General features: G+C 43.9%; 14 protein-coding genes and 1 pseudogene. 7 read left to right on the top strand and 8 right to left on the bottom strand.

Annotation, left to right across the window (positions count from 1 at the left end; translation table 11 throughout):
• The first annotated feature begins 373 nt into the window (after positions 1–373).
• Positions 374–1,315, top strand: coding sequence for a glutaminase A (gene glsA / locus AC787_RS04255; RefSeq protein ID WP_054023643.1), 942 nt, complete (start codon positions 374–376; stop codon positions 1,313–1,315).
• Positions 1,316–1,397: 82 nt separating this feature from the next.
• On the opposite strand, the gene AC787_RS04250 is transcribed toward glsA, so the two are convergent.
• From AC787_RS04250 to AC787_RS04230, 5 genes are all read right to left on the bottom strand, one after another.
• Positions 1,398–1,958, bottom strand: a complete 561-nt coding sequence (locus AC787_RS04250) for a DUF1232 domain-containing protein (RefSeq protein WP_235560896.1) — start codon at positions 1,956–1,958, stop codon at positions 1,398–1,400.
• 102 nt (positions 1,959–2,060) lie between these two features.
• A complete protein-coding gene (locus tag AC787_RS04245; protein WP_054023642.1) occupies positions 2,061–3,899 on the bottom strand; it encodes an ABC transporter ATP-binding protein in 1,839 nt (612 codons plus the stop codon).
• The gene (locus AC787_RS04240) at positions 3,892–5,622 is read right to left on the bottom strand and encodes an ABC transporter ATP-binding protein (RefSeq protein ID WP_054023641.1); all 1,731 of its coding nucleotides are present in this window, start codon (positions 5,620–5,622) and stop codon (positions 3,892–3,894) included. The genes AC787_RS04245 and AC787_RS04240 overlap by 8 nt, the downstream gene beginning before the upstream one ends.
• 164 nt (positions 5,623–5,786) lie before the next feature.
• The gene (locus tag AC787_RS04235; protein ID WP_054023640.1) at positions 5,787–6,707 is read right to left on the bottom strand and encodes an ArsR/SmtB family transcription factor; all 921 of its coding nucleotides are present in this window, start codon (positions 6,705–6,707) and stop codon (positions 5,787–5,789) included.
• An 88-nt stretch (positions 6,708–6,795) separates the two neighbouring features.
• The gene (locus tag AC787_RS04230) at positions 6,796–8,304 is read right to left on the bottom strand and encodes an alpha-N-arabinofuranosidase (RefSeq protein WP_054023639.1); all 1,509 of its coding nucleotides are present in this window, start codon (positions 8,302–8,304) and stop codon (positions 6,796–6,798) included.
• Positions 8,305–8,622: 318 nt separating this feature from the next.
• On the opposite strand from AC787_RS04230, the gene AC787_RS04225 reads away from it, so the two are divergent.
• Positions 8,623–9,540 carry a sensor domain-containing diguanylate cyclase gene (locus AC787_RS04225; RefSeq protein WP_054023638.1) on the top strand — a complete coding sequence of 306 codons (918 nt, stop codon included), beginning with the start codon at positions 8,623–8,625 and terminating at the stop codon, positions 9,538–9,540.
• A gap of 95 nt (positions 9,541–9,635) precedes the next feature.
• A complete protein-coding gene (locus AC787_RS04220) occupies positions 9,636–11,087 on the top strand; it encodes a SpoVR family protein (protein WP_054023637.1) in 1,452 nt (483 codons plus the stop codon).
• Positions 11,088–11,204: 117 nt separating this feature from the next.
• On the opposite strand, the gene AC787_RS04215 is transcribed toward AC787_RS04220, so the two are convergent.
• From AC787_RS04215 to AC787_RS04205, 3 genes and pseudogenes are all read right to left on the bottom strand, one after another.
• Positions 11,205–12,065, bottom strand: coding sequence for an IS3 family transposase (locus tag AC787_RS04215; RefSeq protein ID WP_063847572.1), 861 nt, complete (start codon positions 12,063–12,065; stop codon positions 11,205–11,207).
• A complete protein-coding gene (locus AC787_RS34635) occupies positions 11,960–12,355 on the bottom strand; it encodes a helix-turn-helix domain-containing protein (RefSeq protein WP_063847485.1) in 396 nt (131 codons plus the stop codon). The genes AC787_RS04215 and AC787_RS34635 overlap by 106 nt, the downstream gene beginning before the upstream one ends.
• Positions 12,356–12,578: 223 nt before the next feature.
• Positions 12,579–12,958: pseudogene (locus AC787_RS04205) on the bottom strand (GNAT family N-acetyltransferase).
• Positions 12,959–13,190: 232 nt separating this feature from the next.
• Here AC787_RS04205 and AC787_RS04200 point away from each other — a divergent pair.
• The 4 genes from AC787_RS04200 to AC787_RS04185 all read left to right on the top strand — a co-directional run bounded on the left by AC787_RS04200 (position 13,191) and on the right by AC787_RS04185 (position 19,284).
• Positions 13,191–14,102 carry a helix-turn-helix domain-containing protein gene (locus AC787_RS04200; RefSeq protein WP_054023635.1) on the top strand — a complete coding sequence of 304 codons (912 nt, stop codon included), beginning with the start codon at positions 13,191–13,193 and terminating at the stop codon, positions 14,100–14,102.
• Between the two features lie 51 nt (positions 14,103–14,153).
• Positions 14,154–15,719 (top strand): response regulator transcription factor, encoded by a 1,566-nt coding sequence (locus AC787_RS04195; protein ID WP_054023634.1) that lies wholly within the window; start codon positions 14,154–14,156, stop codon positions 15,717–15,719.
• 14 nt (positions 15,720–15,733) lie between these two features.
• Positions 15,734–17,479 (top strand): sensor histidine kinase, encoded by a 1,746-nt coding sequence (locus AC787_RS04190; protein WP_054023633.1) that lies wholly within the window; start codon positions 15,734–15,736, stop codon positions 17,477–17,479.
• A 122-nt stretch (positions 17,480–17,601) separates the two neighbouring features.
• Positions 17,602–19,284: an ABC transporter substrate-binding protein gene (locus AC787_RS04185; protein WP_054023632.1), complete on the top strand. Its 1,683-nt coding sequence runs from the start codon at positions 17,602–17,604 to the stop codon at positions 19,282–19,284.
• Positions 19,285–19,412 lie beyond the last annotated feature (128 nt).

Below are 19,412 nucleotides of genomic sequence, written 5' to 3'. Positions count from 1 at the left end.
TGAAATGCTCATTACTTTTTTATCGCTTTTTTCGCTTATCCCGAAGGATTTGCGAGGCAGTTATTACTCGTTGTTCAGTTTTCAAAGAGCAATCTATTCTTTCGTTTGTAATGCTTGTTTTGCTTGTCGTCCGCGTGTTTCTCTCGGCCGGAATTAGAATATATCATGACCCCGTCCAATTGGTCAAGCATTTATTTAAAAAAACTTTTAAAAGTATGATTTTGCTCATTTTCCGGTAAAATATAACCAATTACTCTCAAATAAAATACAAAAATCCCAGCTTTAATAACCATTCGCAATTATAATAAAATAATAATAGGTTTATCTATTCATTTATTCAATTTGTAGCAAGTTCACGAGAGGGAGCAATAACATGACAATATCAGAAATCGAACGTATTCAAGCTCTACTTCCACAATGGGTGGAATCAAGCCGTGAACAATGCAGCAGTGGCAAAGTCGCTTCCTATATACCCGAGCTATCGAAATCACCGCTTGGCGCATTAGGCCTTCATCTTATTGATTCTAATGGACTTGCTATTTCTGCAGGTGATACTGAGCTCTCTTTCACGATGCAAAGTATATCTAAAGTATTCACGCTCATCCTGGCGCTAATGGACAATGGAGAAGATGTCGTCTTTGACAAGGTTGGCATGGAGCCTACTGGGGACAACTTCAACTCTATGCTAAAGCTTGAGCTCGTACAGCCCGGCATTCCTTTTAACCCTTTAATCAATGCTGGAGCCATAGCGATTTCTTCCTTAATTGCGGGCAAAGATCCTGCTGAAAAATCTGCTCGAGTATTGGACTTCCTTCGACTTCTTTCTAATAATAGCTCGCTTAACTATGATCTTGACGTTTACCGTTCCGAAGCGGAAACTGCCAACCTAAATCGCTCGATGGCTTATTTTCTCAAAGATAACGGTGTGCTGCAAGGTTCGGTCGAGGACGTACTCGACGTTTATTTTAAACACTGTTCCATAAGTGTTACCTGTGCAGATTTAGCTCAAATGGCTTTGGTGCTTGCCCATAACGGCAAAAATCCAATAACCGGAGAGGTACTGATTCCTCGCCGCTTCGTTCAAATCGCCAAAACATTCATGATTACTTGCGGCATGTACAATGCCTCAGGAGAGTTTGCCATTCATGTCGGCTTGCCAGCCAAAAGCGGAGTATCCGGTGGAATTTTAACGTTGGTGCCCGGTCGTTACGGCATTGGATTGGTTGGTCCGTCGCTGAATCGAAAAGGAAACAGCATAGCTGGCGTCGCTCTCCTTGAGTCGTTATCGAGAGAATTTGAATGGAGCTTGTTCTAAGTATCCTATCTTTCATATAAAATAAAAGGATGACCCATTAGCGAAAATTCGCCGGGTCATCCTTTTATTTTTGCAGCTTGTATTAAGACTGCGGATCAATTAGCTTCACATTTTTGTTTAATATGAAAAACTGCTCCGCCTTCTCACGATGATCATCCGTTATTTGACCGCTGATAGACCTGTAAGCGATAAAAACGGCTGTCGCATCATCAACAAAGCCCGCTACGGGTACAAAATCCGGAATAAGATCAAGCGGTAAAATCCAATAGGCTAAAGCTCCGATAGCTGTGACCTTAGCAGAAAGCGGCGTCTTGGGATCAGCCGAGCAATAGTAAAGCGTGACAACTTCTTTAGCGAACGGAACCTTAGCTGCATGGCGCTTCACTTTTGCCCAAAATCCTTCCTCTACATACTTCGTTTGCTTCGCGTGGTCACCTAATTTGCCAATGTACTTTTCTATATCAACTTCCTCAGGCGGATTGATTTTATTAGGATCCAAGGTCTTTTGAAGCCCCTCTTCTGCATCGTTAGGAGCAGCATCTTCAATCAGCTTCGTGCCGCAAGAGGAGCATTCCACAACCATCTGCCTGTTCGAGTCGACATCATTTTGGTTTCCACATTTGGGGCACAGGGTAATAGTCATACATCCCACCTCCTTGATATACCTAATAATACTCCCTATCCCTAAAAATAGTTGCAATAAGGTTTGTGTATATCAACAATAGGGTGTCGCAGACGTTTAATCTCATTCGTTCAACATGCCATTATTTAGCTGTCCATTGACGAGCGAGTTATAAAAGCCTTTTTGCTTAAGCAGCTGCGAATGAGACCCTTTCTCCACAATGCCGCCATCACGGAGCACTACAATTTGATCCGCTTGCTGAATAGTGTTTAGACGATGGGCAATAACAAAGCTCGTTCTCCCTTTCATAAGCCGCTGCAGCGCTTCCTGAATTTTGATTTCAGTGACGGTATCGATACTGCTTGTCGCTTCATCCAATACTAGTATTGAAGGATCTGCTAGTATCGCTCTAGCAATGGCAAGCAGCTGCTTCTGTCCTTGGCTAATGCCGCTGCCGTCGGATTTGAGTATTGTCTCATAGCCGTCCTTCAGACGAGAGATAAAGGAATGCGCATTAGCGAGTCTCGCAGCCTGCTGGACTTCTGAATCCGTCGCGTCCAGCTTGCCGTAACGAATATTTTCATAAATTGTACCCTCGAACAAAAATGGATCCTGCAGCACAAATGCCATATGCGAGCGCAAATTTTCCCGTTTGAGCGTGCGTGTATCGTGCCCATCAATCAAGATGCTGCCAGAGCTCGGATCATAGAATCGGCACAATAGCTGTATGAGCGTTGTTTTACCCGCTCCAGTAGGACCAACGAGAGCGATGGTCTCCCCTGGCGTTACTTCAAAGCTTACATCGCATATCGTAGCTGTCCGTCCTTCATATGCAAAAGTTACTTTATCAAAAACGACTTTTCCACTTATCTCTGCCAGCTCACGAGCTGCTCCCTCGTCCTTCCGTTCCTCATCCTCACTTAGCACATCAAATACTCGTTCAGCACCAGCGACAGCAGATAGGAGTGTATTCCATTGATTGGCCAAGTCATTAAGCGGTCTTGTAAACTGTCTGGAATATTCTACAAAAATAATAATAGTACCGACAGTAAGTTGATCATTTAAAACAAATATCGCACCAATTCCTGCAATGATCGTAAAGCTTAAATTGTTGAGCGCGTTCATCAGCTTCGGAATGAAACCAGAGATCGTCTGCGCCCAAAATCCAGAGACTCGAATACGCTCGTTGCGCTCCTTGAAGGCAGCGATAACTGTTTTTTCCTGAGAAAATGCCTTTACAATGCGTTGACCAGACAATGTTTCTTCAATATATCCATTTAAGTCGCCAAGATTACGCTGCTGCGCCTTGAACAGTCGACCGGTTTGCTTTGTGATCCATTTCATCCCTAGCACCATGAGCGGCACGACTAGAAAGGTTAATAGTGTCAAAAGCGGACTGAGCGACAGCATGACACTTACGGTTCCAATAAGGAGAAGGATACTTGAAAAAACTTGAATAACGGAGCTATTTAAGGATGAGCTTACATTTTCAATATCATTCGTAACGCGGCTCATTAGTTCTCCATGCTGACGCTTGCTGAAAAATGGGATCGGCAGCCTGTGCAAATGATCAAACAATTGAACCCGCATGCGATATACCGTTTTTTGCGAGATGGTTATCATCCAAATGCTTTGGAGCCACATCGTGACAGAGTGCAGCGCATAAACAACAGCCATCCATAGTAGAAAAACAACAATTCCGCTATCTCTATTCATCAAAAAGCGATCAATTGCCGTGCCTGCCATATAGGGTCCTAGCAATGAGAATGCAGAGCTTAGTACAACCATAACGATGACAGCTGCTAGCCTGCCCTTATAGACAATCAGGTAAGTCCACATTTGCTTCAGCGTTTGGCTCATATTTTGCGCTCGTGGTTTACGTTTACCTTTACCTTCTACAGAGGCCTCTACCGCTTCTCCAGATCTGCGATACTGGAAAGGTTCCTTTAATTGTCTAAGCACGGGACACACCTTCCTTCCCGAACTGTGACTCATATATTTTCTGATACAAACTGGATTCACGGATCAGCTGCTCATGCTTGCCTTGCGCCAGCAATTGGCCTTCATCAAGCAGAAGGATCGAATCCGCTGCTACCGTTGAACTGATTTTTTGTGTGATGAGAAATGTCGTGCATTTCATATTTTTGAGTGCGTGCAGAAGCGCCGCTTCGGTCTGTACGTCGAGTGCACTTGTGCTGTCATCAAGCAGCAATACAACCGGTTTTCTAACCAATGCCCTTGCAATCGTTAGACGCTGCTTCTGTCCTCCTGATAGATTAACTCCTTTTTGACCCACAATCGTTTCGTATTGTTCTGGAAGCTTCATAATTGTGTCATGGATTTGAGCCAGTTTGGCAGCTTCTATTATTTCTTCAATGCTGGCATTTTCCTTACCCCAGCGAATATTATCCGCCACCGTACCTGTAAACAGCATGATTTCTTGCGGCACATATCCAATCTGCTTGCGAAGCTGCTCAAGCTTCATTAAGCGGTTGTCTTTGCCATCTACGCGTATCACTCCCGTCTGTACATTGTACAGTCTAGGAATAAGTTGAATTAAGGATGTTTTTCCTGAACCCGTCGCGCCCATAATAGCAATCGTCTCACCTGGTTTTACCGAGAAAGATATATCTCTCAGTACATGCAGATCGGAATCTGGATATTCAAAAGATACGTTCTCAAAGGACACATAGCCATCACGAAGCTTCACCGCCTCATCGCTGTCAGCCGTATCCGTTAAGTCGATATCCGTAAGAACGACCTCTTCAATTCTTTGAGCTGATGCGCGTGCTCTCGAGAAATTGACCACGATCATCGACATGATTGATAATGCTCCTATCGTCCTCATAGCATAGTTGACAATGGCAACCACCTCACCTACGGTTGCACCATTCCTGTCGAGCTCGATTCTACCAAACCACAGAACTGCTATTACAATGGCATTCATAAATAACAGAACGATAGGCATCGTAACTTCCGTCAAACGAAGAGCCGATACGGTACGATCCATCAACTGCTCGCTAGAATAGGCAAAGCGCTTCGATTCATGTTTCATCCGAACGAATACACGGACGATTCTCATGCCGATTAGATTTTGCTGCATAACGCTATTCACTTGATCCAATTGCTTCTGAACAGAACGAAAAAGTTTTTCTCCCTTCTTCAACACCCAAAGGAGAAAAACGCCAAGAAACGGAATGACCGCAGCAAGCCATATGGCTAGTTTAGGCTGTACGATAAAAGCCATTACGATGCTTCCTATTACGAGCAGCGGGGCGCGAAGCATAATGCGCAGTCCCATGAACACCGTATTTTGCAGCTGCGAAACGTCATTCGTTAGTCTAGTAATAAGCGATGATTCCGGAAATCGATTAAAGTTGGCAAATGAGAACGATTGCACTTTTTCATAAAGTCGTTCTCTTAAATCAAATCCGAAGCTCTGACTCACATGTGAAGCGTAGAAGGAGCTAAGTATGCCTACAATAAAAGCAATAATAGAGCAGCCAATTAGAAAGCCGCCCCATTGCAGCACAACCGATAAATTATTATTTTCGATACCATCATCAATGATTTTTGAAATAATATACGGTTGAAGCAGCTCCACTACGAGCTCTACCAGCATGAGCAGCAGAGCAACATAAGCAGCAAAACGGTATTTTTTGAGAAAGGTGAACATCGTCAGCATCTTTGTTCCTCCGAGTAATAATGGCTTATTTTAGCTATCATACTCATTATATCTCCTTGAGTAGAAAATGATATGCAAGATCATAAAATTACAAATAGGACTATGAAACTCGTATTCGGAGCTGTCTTGGGGTTACGGCGCCGGTATAAGGCAGCTAAGCTTCCTTATACACTACGCCCATCTTCATAGAACACTCGAAACATAATATCGTGATTATAGTTGCCAAAACCTTTTCCATATAAGGTAAGACCGCCTACGTGAACCGCATCATCTTTCACGCCAATACGGAAAGTCCAAAAATTACGCTCCAGACCAATTTCACCGATACTGGTCGACGACAAATGCTGTCCATCAATCAACGTACCATCCTCTTGTATGCGTATCACCTTGAGCAGTCCGTATTGATTGACCCGATCTCCCCACCAAGCTGGTGAGAAACGTCCTCTTACTTCACCATAATCGCCAGGGCTCGTCCACATGCCGATTTCCATCCCATTAAGTGAAAAATTAATGTCGGATGGCCAGTTATCGTTTATACCAGGTGCCTCTGAGCCAAGCTCAAGAGTAATTTCGAGTGCTACAGGACGCTGTCCAGCTAGCAAATAATTCGGCACCTTGTACTCCACATAACCTTTGCCGAACCACAAGATACCTGCGTTCATTCGCTCCGGCTCCAAGAAGAAACGCGGATCGTCAAATTGCCCAATCAGCTTCTCTGTTGTAGCGATGCCACAAGTCGGAAACACTTCAAATTCCGTAAAATGTCCCACAGGTACGCTAACATCATGTACCTTCTTCACATCCAGTGCTTTGTGGGGCAGCTCGATCGTGATGGTACGTTCTGCAAGCGAGCAAATTTTATGTGTACCGCCATGCTTGCGAACCATCTTCGTCTCAACGATGCCAGCCTTCTCCAGCTTCCGAATATGCATCGTTACGATCGCGCTGCTTAAACCGATGGCTTCAGCAAGTTCCTTCACGTTCATCATATTTGTTGCTAGCAAATTAATAATGGAGAGCCTGACAGGACTAGCTAATGCCTCATATAAAGGTAGCCATGCTTCATCCGTATTCGCATTTATCATCATGGTCTCCTCCTCTCTCTATTCTATAATAATAGAAGGGCATCCCAAAAGCCGCAATCGCGGCCTTCGGATCCCCTTGTTGTTTCACTTATAGTTTAATGCGAATAACGTTCCATGATGCTTTACTAAGTGTCGCTTCAATTTTACCTCCATCTGCAAGCGCAGCATTGCCTGAGGTATGCGGTGTTACGCGGTTAGGCGCCTCTGCCGTATTCGTCATCTTCAGATCATCAGACTCAAGCACGATATGCTCAATCATTTGGAAAGCTCCGAAGCTGCGTAGATCGATTTCGAATGGAAGCGATTCTTCGGTGTTGCGGTTAACCGCAAAGATCGTTACTTCCTCTTTCTCTTCGTTATGAACAGCGACGGTCTCCAAGTACGGAACATCTGTAAAATCCTTCGTATCATGCTTCGGCGATTTCACAAGCGGCACGAGCACAGTGCCACGACCAAAAATGCTTGCGTGCATGTAAGGATAATAAATCGTTTGCTTCCATGCAGGACCGCCATTTTGTGTCATGATTGGCGCAATCACATTAACTAGCTGAGCAATACAAGCCATCTTTACACGATCTGCACGCTTAAGCATACTAATCAGCATACAGCCGACAACAAGCGCATCCTCATGATTATACACATCCTCAAGCTGTGGCGGAGCAATTTGCCATGGATCAAGCTTCTTATCTTGCGAATTTGAATGGAACCATACATTCCACTCGTCAAAGGAGAGGTTTATTTGCTTCTTCCCGCGTTTTTTCGCTTGCACATAGTCACAGGTTGAAATAACCGTATTAATGTAGGAATCCATACTCATGGACTGCGCAAGGAAGTTTTTTGTGTCGTTATGAGGATTCCCATAATATTGATGAATCGACACATAATTAATTGTATCGTAAGCAAGATCGAGTACAGTTGCTTCCCACTCTGGAAAAGTCGGCATTCCGATATGCGAGCTTCCACACGCGACAAGCTCAATGGTTGGATCAACCCAACGCATCGCTTTTCCTGTTTCGTTAGCAAGGCGCCCATATTCTACTGATGTTTTGTGTCCGATTTGCCAAGGACCATCCATTTCATTGCCCAGACACCATGTCTTTACATTATGAGGGTCTTTATAACCATGCTGGATCCGAAGATCGCTCCAATAAGAACCTGACTTATGGTTTGAGTATTCAATCAAGTTTCGTGCATCATCAATGCCGCGTGTACCGAGGTTCACAGCCATCATAGCGTCTGTATTCGCTTTTTTGCACCAGTCCATAAACTCATTAAAGCCGATCCAATTGGGTTCAACCGTTCTCCATGCAAGCTCAAGCCTCTTTGGTCGCTGGTCTACAGGACCGACACCATCCTCCCAGTTGTAACCGGATACAAAATTACCGCCTGGATAACGGACGATTGGCACATCAAGTCCCTTTACAAGCTCAAGCACGTCAGACCGAAAGCCCTGCTCGTCTGCTTGCGGATGATCCGCCTCATAAATACCGCCATAAACCGCACGTCCAAGATGCTCTATGAATGATCCATATATACGCTTATCAACTTCCCCTATTTGAAAATCCTTATCCACTATCATTGTCGCTTTGTTTACCATGCTCATCCACCTCATTTGAATTAATAGTTTCATTAATTAGTTAGTTAATCATTAGTAGGAATTTATAATATTATTTAACTACACGTCCGTGATTAATTCAAGTGTTAATTTTATATGTATTGAATTTATATTTTCATTAATTCAATGAATGAGACATCGATTCTTATTTCGATATAAGGTATAGGTACGATAGCTCATAAAAAATAGTTCATTTTACCTAATAATTATCAATTGTTTCTTGAGTTAGTCCTCTTTTTAGACTACTATGGGACTATAAGGAAATTCCTTTGCTTCAACACTACGGCAGGAGTTGAGAACATGAGCAGTTCTATACGCTCAATAGAAGATGCAGCCGACCATATTATTGACACCTTGAAGCACTTTCTACAAGTTGACACAATATTGATAACTACAATAGATAATAATGGAAGCAGAATCATCCGAGCTTTCAACCGTCATGACGATGGTCGAACCATTATATCCCAATTGCCTTTGCTGCAAAGTTATTGCAATCTTGTTCTAATGCAGGATTGTTCCATACTTAACATCACCAATACGCTCGATGATCCACGTACGGCTTCTTTACCTATCACCCAGCATCTTGGTGCTCAATCTTTGGTCGGAATCGCTGTTAGAACAGCTGACCAGTCAGCCGTTGGTACCCTATGCGCTTTAAACAAAGAACCGATTCACTTAGATGAAAGGCAGCTCGGATTTCTCCAATCGATGGCCGCCTTTTTCGGATATATATTGGATTTAGAAAACGAAAGCGTTACGGACAGCTTAACTGGTCTTTACAATCGACGTTATTTATCTCAGTTGGATCATACTGGCTCGGACAAGCAGTTTAGTGTGATGTTCATCGATATCAATAATTTTAAAGAGGTTAATGATTCGTTCGGCCATGACTTTGGCGATTTACTGTTGCTCCAAATTGCCAAAAGACTTAAACAAGACGTTAGAAGAACCGACATCCTCATTAGATACGGTGGAGACGAATTCATCATTTGCTTTCAGCATTTGGTAGATAATCAAGATTTCGATTTTGTTACTAATAAAATAAAAAAATCCATTGACGAGCCATTCACTATTGATGGCCATATTATTCATATTTCCGCTAGCATAGGCATTAGCTCAACGCACGGCGCAGCTAACAGCCTTAAAGAATTAATTAGCAACGCTGACCTTGCGATGTACGACAATAAACAAAATGAAAAAAACGTTGAGAAAATTTGATCACGCGGATACTATCCTTCTCTCTTCGTCATAACCTTGACCACCCGCTCATACACATGGTATGAATCGTATTTTCGAATGCGGAGGGATGACGGATGAGACAAGATGAAATTCGTGCACTGGAGCGATCCATTGATGAAATAACAGAAATAGCTACCGGTTTCGGATTAGACTTTTATCAAATGCGCTATGAGATATGCCCGGCAGAAATTATTTATACATTTGGCGCTTATGGTATGCCTACAAGGTTTAGCCACTGGAGCTTTGGAAAAACGTTCAACAAAATGAAGCTCCAATACGACTTTGGCTTGAGTAAAATTTACGAGCTCGTCATTAACTCCAATCCCTGCTATGCCTTCCTTCTTGAGGGGAATTCTTTAATCCAAAACAAACTCATCGTCGCCCATGTGCTCGCTCACTGTGATTTTTTCAAAAATAATGCTCGCTTTGGCGTTACCAATCGCAACATGGTTGAGAGCATGTCCGCGACAGCCGACCGCATTCATCAATATGAAATGGATCATGGCACGGAGGCGGTCGAGAAGTTTATCGATTCGATCCTTGCCATTCAAGAGCATGTTGATCCTACGCTCATTAAGCCTTATCAATTAGATAAGAAACGTTACATCGAAATGGTGCAAAAGGACAGCGAGCGCTCGGAGTGGAATATTCCTGCGTCTACTTATGATGACTTGTGGAATCTGGACCCAGATCGGACGGCTGCTGCCGCATCAGCTGCTCAATCGCAGGCCGCTGACGCGAAGCGGTTTCCGCCACGTCCAGAAAAAGATGTCATTTGGTTCATTGAGGAGTACTCCCCTACTCTAGAGGATTGGCAGCGAGATATTCTGTCGATGCTTCGTGATGAGATGCTCTATTTCTGGCCGCAAATCGAGACCAAGATTATGAACGAAGGTTGGGCTTCCTACTGGCATCAGCGGATCATACGCGAGCTTGATCTAACGAGCGATGAAACGATTGAGTTCGCCAAGCTGAACTCCTCTGTCGTGCAGCCTTCACGGCATACCTTGAATCCCTATTATTTGGGCTTAAAAATATTCGAGGATATCGAGCGCCGTTTCGATAACCCAACGAAGGAAGAACAAGCACGCTTCGGACGTGTTCCCGGCAAGGGTAGGGAAAAGATGTTCGAGGTACGCGAACTCGATTCAGATATCTCGTTCATCCGCAACTACCTGACGAAGGATTTGGTTAATGATCTCGATCTGTACATTTTCGAGAAAAAAGGCCCTGAGTGGAAAATTACCGATAAGTCGTGGGAGAAGATTCGCGATCAGCTTGTTTATTCTAAAGTAAACGGCGGGTTTCCAAGCTTGATGGTGAAGGATGGGGATTTCAATCGTGTGGGCGAGCTTTATTTAATCCACGAGTATGAGGGTATGGAGCTGGATCTCAAATATGTAGAGCGTACACTGCCTCATGTCGTTCAGCTTTGGGGGAAAAACGTTCATCTGGAGACGTTTGTTGAAGATAAAAAGATCGTGTTTAGTTGTGATGGGAAGAAGACGAGTCGGAAGTTTGTTTGATTTATACTGAAATTGCTTCTTAATTCTGCATTGAAGAGCCATCACGTTTAATACTAATACAAAAAAACCCGATCTCATTGGTCAAGACCCTATATAGTGGACACTGAATAAAAGACCCTACCTAACAAGCTGGGGCCGGTACTGAATCGGAGCCAGCTTGTTTAGTTTTCTTTGCGGACGCTTATTGTTGTAAAAGTGTATAAATTCTTCAATTCGGCTTTGTGCTTCTTCTACTGATCGAATATCATAAGGATAGAGCGCTTCTGTCTTCAAATGCGAGAAGAAGCTCTCCATTGAGGCATTGTCGTAACAATTGCCTCGCCTGGACATGCTGATTTGGGCGCCAACCTTTGGCAGCATGTCGTGGTAATCGTAGGACGTGTACTGGGACCCCTGATCGCTGTGAACGATCAGCCCAGTCACGTCCTTTTCCTTTTCAAACGCCTTAGAGAACGTCTGTAGAACAAGTTGCTTGTCATTGTGATGACTGGTTTGGTAAGCGACAATTTCGTTCTGACACAAATCTTTAATGGCAGAGAGATACAACCAAACATCACCAATTCGATACTGTGTGACGTCAGTTACCCATTTTTGATTGGGCGCTTCCGCTTGAAAGTTACGTTCCAGTATGTTCTTCGTAACGCGATCACCGATGTTCCAGCTTCGAGTACTGTGATGGTACTTACGACGTACTCTAGAGCGTAGCTTCATTTCTTGCATGAGCCGGAGAACCTTCTTGTGGTTCATCCACACGCCATGATCTTGGAACATGAACAATTGAATTTGGCGGTACCCATACACGCCTCTATAGTATTCAAAAGTGTCACGAATTAACTGTTTATCCTGCTTATTCTTATCTGTGTTCAGTCGCTTCAAGTATGCGTAGAATCCACTTCGGGAGACACCGATTTCTTTACAGAGTTCTTTGACGCTAAAACTTTCACGAAGTTCGCAGACGAGCCGATACTTCTCTGGTATACCTCCTTCTTCGTAATTTCCAACCACTTTTTTAGGACAGCATTCTCCATCTCTAATCGCTTTAGGTAACGTTCCTGATCCTTGTACTGCACTCGTCTGCCTCGGTGTTCCATAAGTCCATATTCGCCTTGCTCTTTATACTTCCTCATCCACACCTTTAAACGCCCGATATCTGCGATCCCAAGCTCATCCGCCACCCTCTGCTTGGTCATACCCCCATGTCGTAGCTCAATAGCCTTCTTCTTCAATTCAAAACTATACTTCTCAAATTTCTGTCCTTTTCTCGCCATAACAAAAAGCACCCCCTATAGTTTCATCGGTTTAAACACCAGGGTGTTTTTACAATGTCTACTATAAGGGGTGCACTTCACATTCGATCGGGTTTTCTATTTTTCGGACAGAGGGGGCGAGGGGGATACCCATTATCTACAAAATATTTTCATAAGCAGTTTTATTGGTTTTTAAGCAATAGAGTCCCGTTAGTTCAAGTTCAATATCATTTCAGAGAAAATGCTATACGAGTGTTTTAGTCATAATATGGTCTATTTGTTCTTCATCACCCATGTAGAAAGAGTGGACTCCTGTTCTAACAAACCCTATCTTGTTATAAAAAGCAATAGGATTATCATTTTTCCCCCTACACCTAGCCAGATTTTCTTTTTATTACATTCCATCGCAACTTCCATTGCTTTATTTAGCAGATATTTGCCAAGCCCATTTTTTTGAAATTTGTTTTTGATATAGATCCTCTCGATTTCAAGTGATTCATCACCCATTTCTTTAGACTGAGTATCATTGATATTAACCTATAAATATCCAGCGACTTCATTATTAAAATAAACAAAAAAGAATTGCGAAAAAATATTGGATAGTTCTATTTCTTTGATATTCATTTCCTTCGTATACTGAATTCGAATGACTTTTTCGTTGTATGAAACGATTCGCATTCTTCCTCTGTCCAAATCTATCAACAGAGCCTCTGGAAGTTACTTGCAATTTACGCTTTGCATTCAATACCCTCAACTTATATAAATCCTCAATATTACCACGAAATTGATATTATAAATTAACTTATAACTCTATTTTGTTTATAATTAACTCAATATTGATAGGGGGTGAATATCTTTGCTGGAATACCGTCTTCTGGAAAAAGTTCTGCACGGCTCCTCTGACTTTCCGTTCGCCGTCTACAACGTAGATTATCTTTCGGGAAATCAGTCTATCCTTCCGTTGCATTGGCACGAGGAAATCGAGTTGATTTATATCCGAGCGGGACAAGCCGTATTCTCCGTGAACCATGTGGAGATCCACGTGCAGGCTGGCGATTGTCTGATTGTTAATTCAGCAGAACTCCACAGCGGTTATTGCAATTCAGCATTCGGTTGCTCCTACACCGCTATCGTATTCAAGCTATCGTGGCTATCCGCCCTGCATCCCGATTTCTGTCAGGAGCAATGCTTGAATCCACTTCTTCGAGGAGATCTTTTGTTCCCTTCCCTGTTGACTCGAAGGCAAGTGCAGGATCGTCAAGGGATCGACCGAATCGAAGATCTGCTCGCGGAATACCGAGACGAACGCAAAGGATTTCAGCTTGGTGTCAAGGGACGGCTTTATATGCTTCTCGCAGTTCTCTACCCGCTTTTGATTCCAAAGCAGCTATACGAACGAGCCAATCCGTTAAACACGAACAAATGGAAAAACATGATTCAAGTGGTGGAGTACATCAACGAAAACTACAAATCTCCGCTCACGCTCGACAATCTGGCATCCATCGGCTCCATGTCGCCGTCCCATCTATGCCGGCTATTCAAGGAGCTGACGGACATGAGGCCACTCGAATATATTAATATGCTCCGCGTCAACAACGCCGCGCTGATGATCCAATCCGGCTCGTGCAGAATGCTGCAAGTTGCTCTCGAGAACGGCTTTCAGCAGCTTAGCTACTTCTCAAAGCAATTCAAGAAATATAAAGGGACTTCGCCTTCGGCGTTCAAACGCCAGCAAGGGAAAGCTTCTTTACCGAACGAATCACTGTAATTAAATAACCGTAGTTAAGGCCGTAGTTGGTATCTCGAAGGAGGAAAAACCATGTATAAGGTGCTGATCGTGGATGACGAAATTTTTGTGCGCAAGGGGTTAATAAGTCTGATGGATTGGTCATCGATGCAATTTGAAATCTGTGGCGAAGCGGAAAACGGGGAGCAAGCACTGGACCTTATTGAACAACAGACCCCGGACCTAGTCATTGTCGATATACGCATGCCCGTGCTAGACGGTCTGGAGTTGATACAAAAGGTGAAAGCGGAGGGCGACCATCAACCGCTGTTTATCATCTTAAGCGGGTACCCCGACTTCTCTTATGCTCAGCAAGCCTTTCGTTTCAATGTGTCGGATTATATCCTGAAACCGGTTGATGAACATGAGCTTACATCTACCTTAAAAAAAATAGCCAATACGCTGAATCAAAAACAGCTCTTATCGATAACGAGAGAAAAGCCGCTTATCGAAACCGTCATCGAAAGCTTGCTGCAGACCGAACCAAGCGAGCAAGTGATGGCGCGGATTGCCCATGCGTTAGAGCTTCCACTCTCCTCTTCCTATACCTATTTCATTGCAGAAATACATGACAAGCTGCCTCATGGGGCAATCGACTATTTTCCCGCACTGCAAACAGCGCTCCAGCAATATTTTCATCTTGAGGGACAACCTCTGCTCATTCATGTACGCGCGTACAATCAATATGGCTTTATTGTGCCTCAGTTGTGGCTGGACGAGCAAAGAGAGGCAGAGCGGACGAACTACGGCAAGCTGCTTGATATGATGGAGACGGAGCTTGCTACGACAATAGCTTTGTTTATTGGTCATACGGCAAGCCATTTAAAACAGATCGCTCATTCCGGGATCAGTGCCGAGGAATGCTTGAATTATCGTTTTGCCGCCGGCAATAACGGCATCTTTATGGCATCGGACCTGCTAGAGCTGCCCTTATACTATTTTGATGTTGATGAAGAACTGCACAACAAGCTCATTTATGAGATTGAAGCAGATCGAAAGGAAGGTTATAACTCCGCTATTGATGCCATTTTTATTGCCTTTCAGGAGCGGCATTTCGCTTCAGGTGCAGTTACGAATACGATAAGGCGAATTATGATTGCTATCATCAATATCATCCGGCAGCTGGAAGGAAACGAAAAAGATCTGCAATGGTTGGACGAGTTACTCAATTGGCAGATGAAATACCGCAATTTGAAGCAGCTAAGGCATGTTTTCTTGCAATTTATAGAAGAAGCGGCCAAATATATCGCGGAAAAGCGAGGCGAAAAGAACGAGGGCAGTATTGAAAAAGTAAAAAAATATATCGACAGCCACTACAAAGAAAACATCTATCTGAAAGGGATTGCTGCCGATTTTCACATGAATCCAGTCTACCTCGGACAGCTGTTTCGCAAAAATTACGGCGTTTATTTCAATGAATATGTACTTTCGCTTCGCATCGAGGAGGCAAAACGGCTGCTGCGGCAAACGAAAAAACGCATGTATGAAGTGGCGGATCTCGTAGGCTTTCAAAATGCCGATTATTTTGCTGCCCAGTTTGAAAAGCTGGAGAACATGACGCCAACGGATTATCGCAATAAGATGATCCGTAAAAAATAAGGAGGCTCCCCCTCGTGCTCAACTTTCGTTTTCATCATTTGAAGCTCCGAAACAAGCTGGTCTTCATCTATATTGTATGCGTATTCGTACCGATCGTACTAACTAACGTGATGTTCTATCATGTGACAACCATTAACATAAAAAATCAGAAAACGGCAGATGCGGAACAAGCAATAAATCAATTGAAAGCCGAATTAGGGGCAGTCATTGAAGATGCAGCAGGTATTTCCTATCTGTATTCTATTAACAAGCAGCTCAACAATCATTTAAACATCGTTCATGCGTCTCATGATCGCTATGTGGAGTCGCTGAATGACATTTCGAATCTGTTCAACCGAGCCGACAAGGAGTACAAAACCATCAGCTCCGTTGTCATTATGAGTGATAATCCGACGATACTGGCCTCGAGCCATATCATCAGACTCGAGGACGAGATGCGGAACACGGATTGGTATCATCAAATCAAAAATTTCAATAATACGTATCCCTATTTGTACGTGACATCCGACAGTATCAGCGTTATTCAAAAGCTATCCGATCGCCGGACCGAGACGTATGAGCATGTGATGAAAATAGACTTGAATATGGAATATATTACTCAAATTCTTGATTTATCCAGCTTTAAGGGGGACTTTTACTTTCTGGATCCGTCTTATCAAGCTCGTTACGGCAGACTGTCCAGCGGTCAACCAAGTGTTCAGATCACAACAGGGCAGACACTAAGCCTCAATGATATACCCAGACCCAATAAAGCAATCGTCATCAGCAAGCAATATCATAATAATCGCTATTTGGGAGACTGGACGGTATACGGGGTCTTGGATGAAGAGAAAATTTTGTATGATGTCAGACAATCAGGGCAATTTATCCTTTGGTTTGCTGGGATTAATTTTCTTGTGCCTACGATCGTAATCGTGCTTGTTTCCCGCTCGATCCATACACGCATTCAAAAAATCCTGAAACACATGAAGTCCATAAAAGGCAAAAACTTTGAACGTATTCCTTATCATCGGGAACGGGACGAGGTAGGCGAGCTTGCAGTGGAGTTCAACCGAATGAGCGAGCGGATCGAGAACCTGATTAATGATGTGTATGAAACGGAGATACAGAAGAAAGAGCTGGAGCTGAGCCAAAGACAAGCCCAATTACATGCGCTACACAGTCAGATCAACCCTCACTTTTTATTTAATGCGCTGGAGACGATCCGAATGCGAAGCCAGATGAAGGGCGAGATACAAACGGCCAAGACAATTCAGAACATGGCAAAAATCTTTCGTAAATCGATTCTTTGGAAACGGAGCTTCGTTACGATTCGCGAGGAGCTTGAGTTGATGGAAAGCTTCCTGGAAATTCAGAAGTACCGTTTTGACAGTAAACTGGAGTATCATATCGAAGTGGATCAATCCCTTCTGGATATTGAAATTCCGAAGATGACCTTTTTGCCGTTTGTGGAAAATGCAAGCATTCATGGCATCGAGAATGTGCCGGGCATTGGGTATATTACAATTCAGATCGCGCAAGAACATGGTCAGATTGTCTTCCTAATTTCGGACAATGGGGTGGGCATGGATCAGGAGAAGATACAGGAGCTTCATCATTACCTCCATGAGGAGGCTATCATGGGCGATTCCATCGGAATGAAAAATGTCATTACTCGCCTGAAAATATGCTATGGTGAATCGTTCACCTTCACGATTGACAGTTATCCGGGAGGAGGATCACGGATCATGCTGCGTCTACCACTGGACAAAAAAGATTGAACCTGCATAAGAAAAACTTAATTATTCAAAGACCGATCTAAGGTTTGCTATATAACAATAGTATGCGTTTTCTTCTATACTGAAAGTGCTTACAATACTTGATAGAGAAAGGGGATACAACAATGCGCAAGAAAAAATGGCTGCAGTACAGCCTGACCGTTCTAACAGCTACGACAATCCTCCTTGCTGGCTGCTCAAATAATAATTCAGCAGGAAGCAACACAGAAGCAGGCGGAACGAACGGAGAGGTCAGTACAGACCCGGTAAGATACGATTACTTCGCCTTCGGTACGAATAAAGACGTGATTGCCAGCAGCACGACCATCGGCAAGATTCTCCAGGATCAGACAGGTGTCGATTGGAAGATGGAGTATGTTGTAGGGGATGCTAGCACAAAGTCCGGTGTCATGATTGCAGGCGGCGATTATCCCGATGTCATCTCTCCGGTAAGCGAGCTTTCTAAGCTCTTGGATGCAGGCGCGTTCATCCCGCTCAACGATCTAATTGAGAAGTACGGTCCTAACATCAAGCGTGTCTACGGCGACTATATGGACAAGATTACGCATGAGGACGGCAACATCTATATTCTTCCTTTCACTGCTAATGTAAACGGCTATTTGATGGAGCCGGACGCGTCCAGTACTTTTTGGATGCAGCGCCGCGTGCTGAAAGAATTCGGGTATCCGAAAGTGAAAACGCTTGATCAATATTTTGATCTTATCGAGCAGTATCAAGCCAAATACCCTTCTGTAGACGGAAAAGGCACGATTGGCTTCCTTACGTTCGCCGGCACCCCTGGTGAGTTTTTCACCATAACCAATCAGCCGATGCATCTTGCCGGATATCCGAACGACGGCAACGTCCTGGTTGACATGGAGACCCATGAAGCCAAGCTTTATATGGGCACCGACTATGAGAAACGCTGGCTTGCCTCATTAAACGAGATGAACCGGAAAAGCTTGCTTGATCCGGAGACCTTTACCGCTAACAAAGATCAGTACCTGGCTAAGCTTACGTCCGGCCGCGTGCTGGGATATGCCAACTATTCCTGGCAGATTGGAGATGCTACCAACAATCTGAAAGCGGCGGGCAATGACGACCTTCGTTATGTGGCGCTTCCCATTGTCTTTGATGAAAGCATCACAGATGCCTATATTGATCCACCTTCCTTCGTCAACAACCGCGGGCTCGGAATTACCGTGAGCGCTGAGGATCCAGTACGCATCATTAAATATTGGGATAACATGTTGACAGATGAAAATCAGAAGCTCCTTCAATGGGGTGAGAAAGATGTCACCTACTCGGTAAATGAAGAAGGCCGTTTCGTCATGAGCAAGGAGCAATTAGCCAACCGCAACGACAATGAATTTAAACGTACTTACGGCTGGGCGTATTTCGATTATGAGTGGCCGCGTTACGGCAACAACTCGGTGTACAAGGACGGCAACGCTCATGTGCCCACCAGTCAGACGGAAGTAGCGGCGGTCAATTACACAGAGGGTGATCTAGCCTTGCTAAAAGCCTACGGTCTGAAGACCTTCTCCGGCTTCTATTCCGAACCAGTTGAGCGCCCATGGTACCCTGCCTGGAGCATCGAGAAAGAACAAGGCTCTCCTGAACAGATCTTCAACCAGAAAGCAGGAGATCTCCAGCAGAAATACTATCCAAAAATGGTGTTTGCTTCTGAAGCAGCCTTTGAATCCACTTGGAATGAGTATATTGCAGAATTCAACAAGCTGGGTGCTGCCGGTTTTGAGAAATTCATGACCACTAAGGTGAAGGAGCGTGTCGCAGGAAAATGGTAGGCGGCAGCTTCTGAATCATAATAATGAACCGGGAAAGGTGAAGTCACTTCACTTTTCCCTTCTACACTTGTTAGAGAGATACAGTTTTAGCCGGAAGGGAGACGGATCGGTGGAGAAACATGCAGTAC

Origin of the sequence: Bacillus sp. FJAT-28004 (genome assembly GCF_001280845.1) — a bacterium.
GTDB lineage: Bacteria > Bacillota > Bacilli > Paenibacillales > Paenibacillaceae > Pristimantibacillus.
The sequence above is the reverse complement of the archived record's forward strand: the minus strand, read 5'-3'. Positions and strand labels throughout refer to the sequence as shown.

Excerpts from the sequence above, each read along its gene's own strand:
- glsA (WP_054023643.1), top strand. The coding sequence starts at position 374 with ATGACAATATCAGAAATCGAACGTATTCAAGCTCTACTTCCACAATGG.
- AC787_RS04250 (WP_235560896.1), bottom strand. The coding sequence starts at position 1,958 with ATGACTATTACCCTGTGCCCCAAATGTGGAAACCAAAATGATGTCGAC.
- AC787_RS04240 (WP_054023641.1), bottom strand. The coding sequence starts at position 5,622 with ATGCTGACGATGTTCACCTTTCTCAAAAAATACCGTTTTGCTGCTTAT.
- AC787_RS04235 (WP_054023640.1), bottom strand. The coding sequence starts at position 6,707 with ATGATAAATGCGAATACGGATGAAGCATGGCTACCTTTATATGAGGCA.
- AC787_RS04230 (WP_054023639.1), bottom strand. The coding sequence starts at position 8,304 with ATGGTAAACAAAGCGACAATGATAGTGGATAAGGATTTTCAAATAGGG.
- AC787_RS04225 (WP_054023638.1), top strand. The coding sequence starts at position 8,623 with ATGAGCAGTTCTATACGCTCAATAGAAGATGCAGCCGACCATATTATT.
- AC787_RS04220 (WP_054023637.1), top strand. The coding sequence starts at position 9,636 with ATGAGACAAGATGAAATTCGTGCACTGGAGCGATCCATTGATGAAATA.
- AC787_RS34635 (WP_063847485.1), bottom strand. The coding sequence starts at position 12,355 with ATGGCGAGAAAAGGACAGAAATTTGAGAAGTATAGTTTTGAATTGAAG.
- AC787_RS04195 (WP_054023634.1), top strand. The coding sequence starts at position 14,154 with ATGTATAAGGTGCTGATCGTGGATGACGAAATTTTTGTGCGCAAGGGG.
- AC787_RS04185 (WP_054023632.1), top strand. The coding sequence starts at position 17,602 with ATGCGCAAGAAAAAATGGCTGCAGTACAGCCTGACCGTTCTAACAGCT.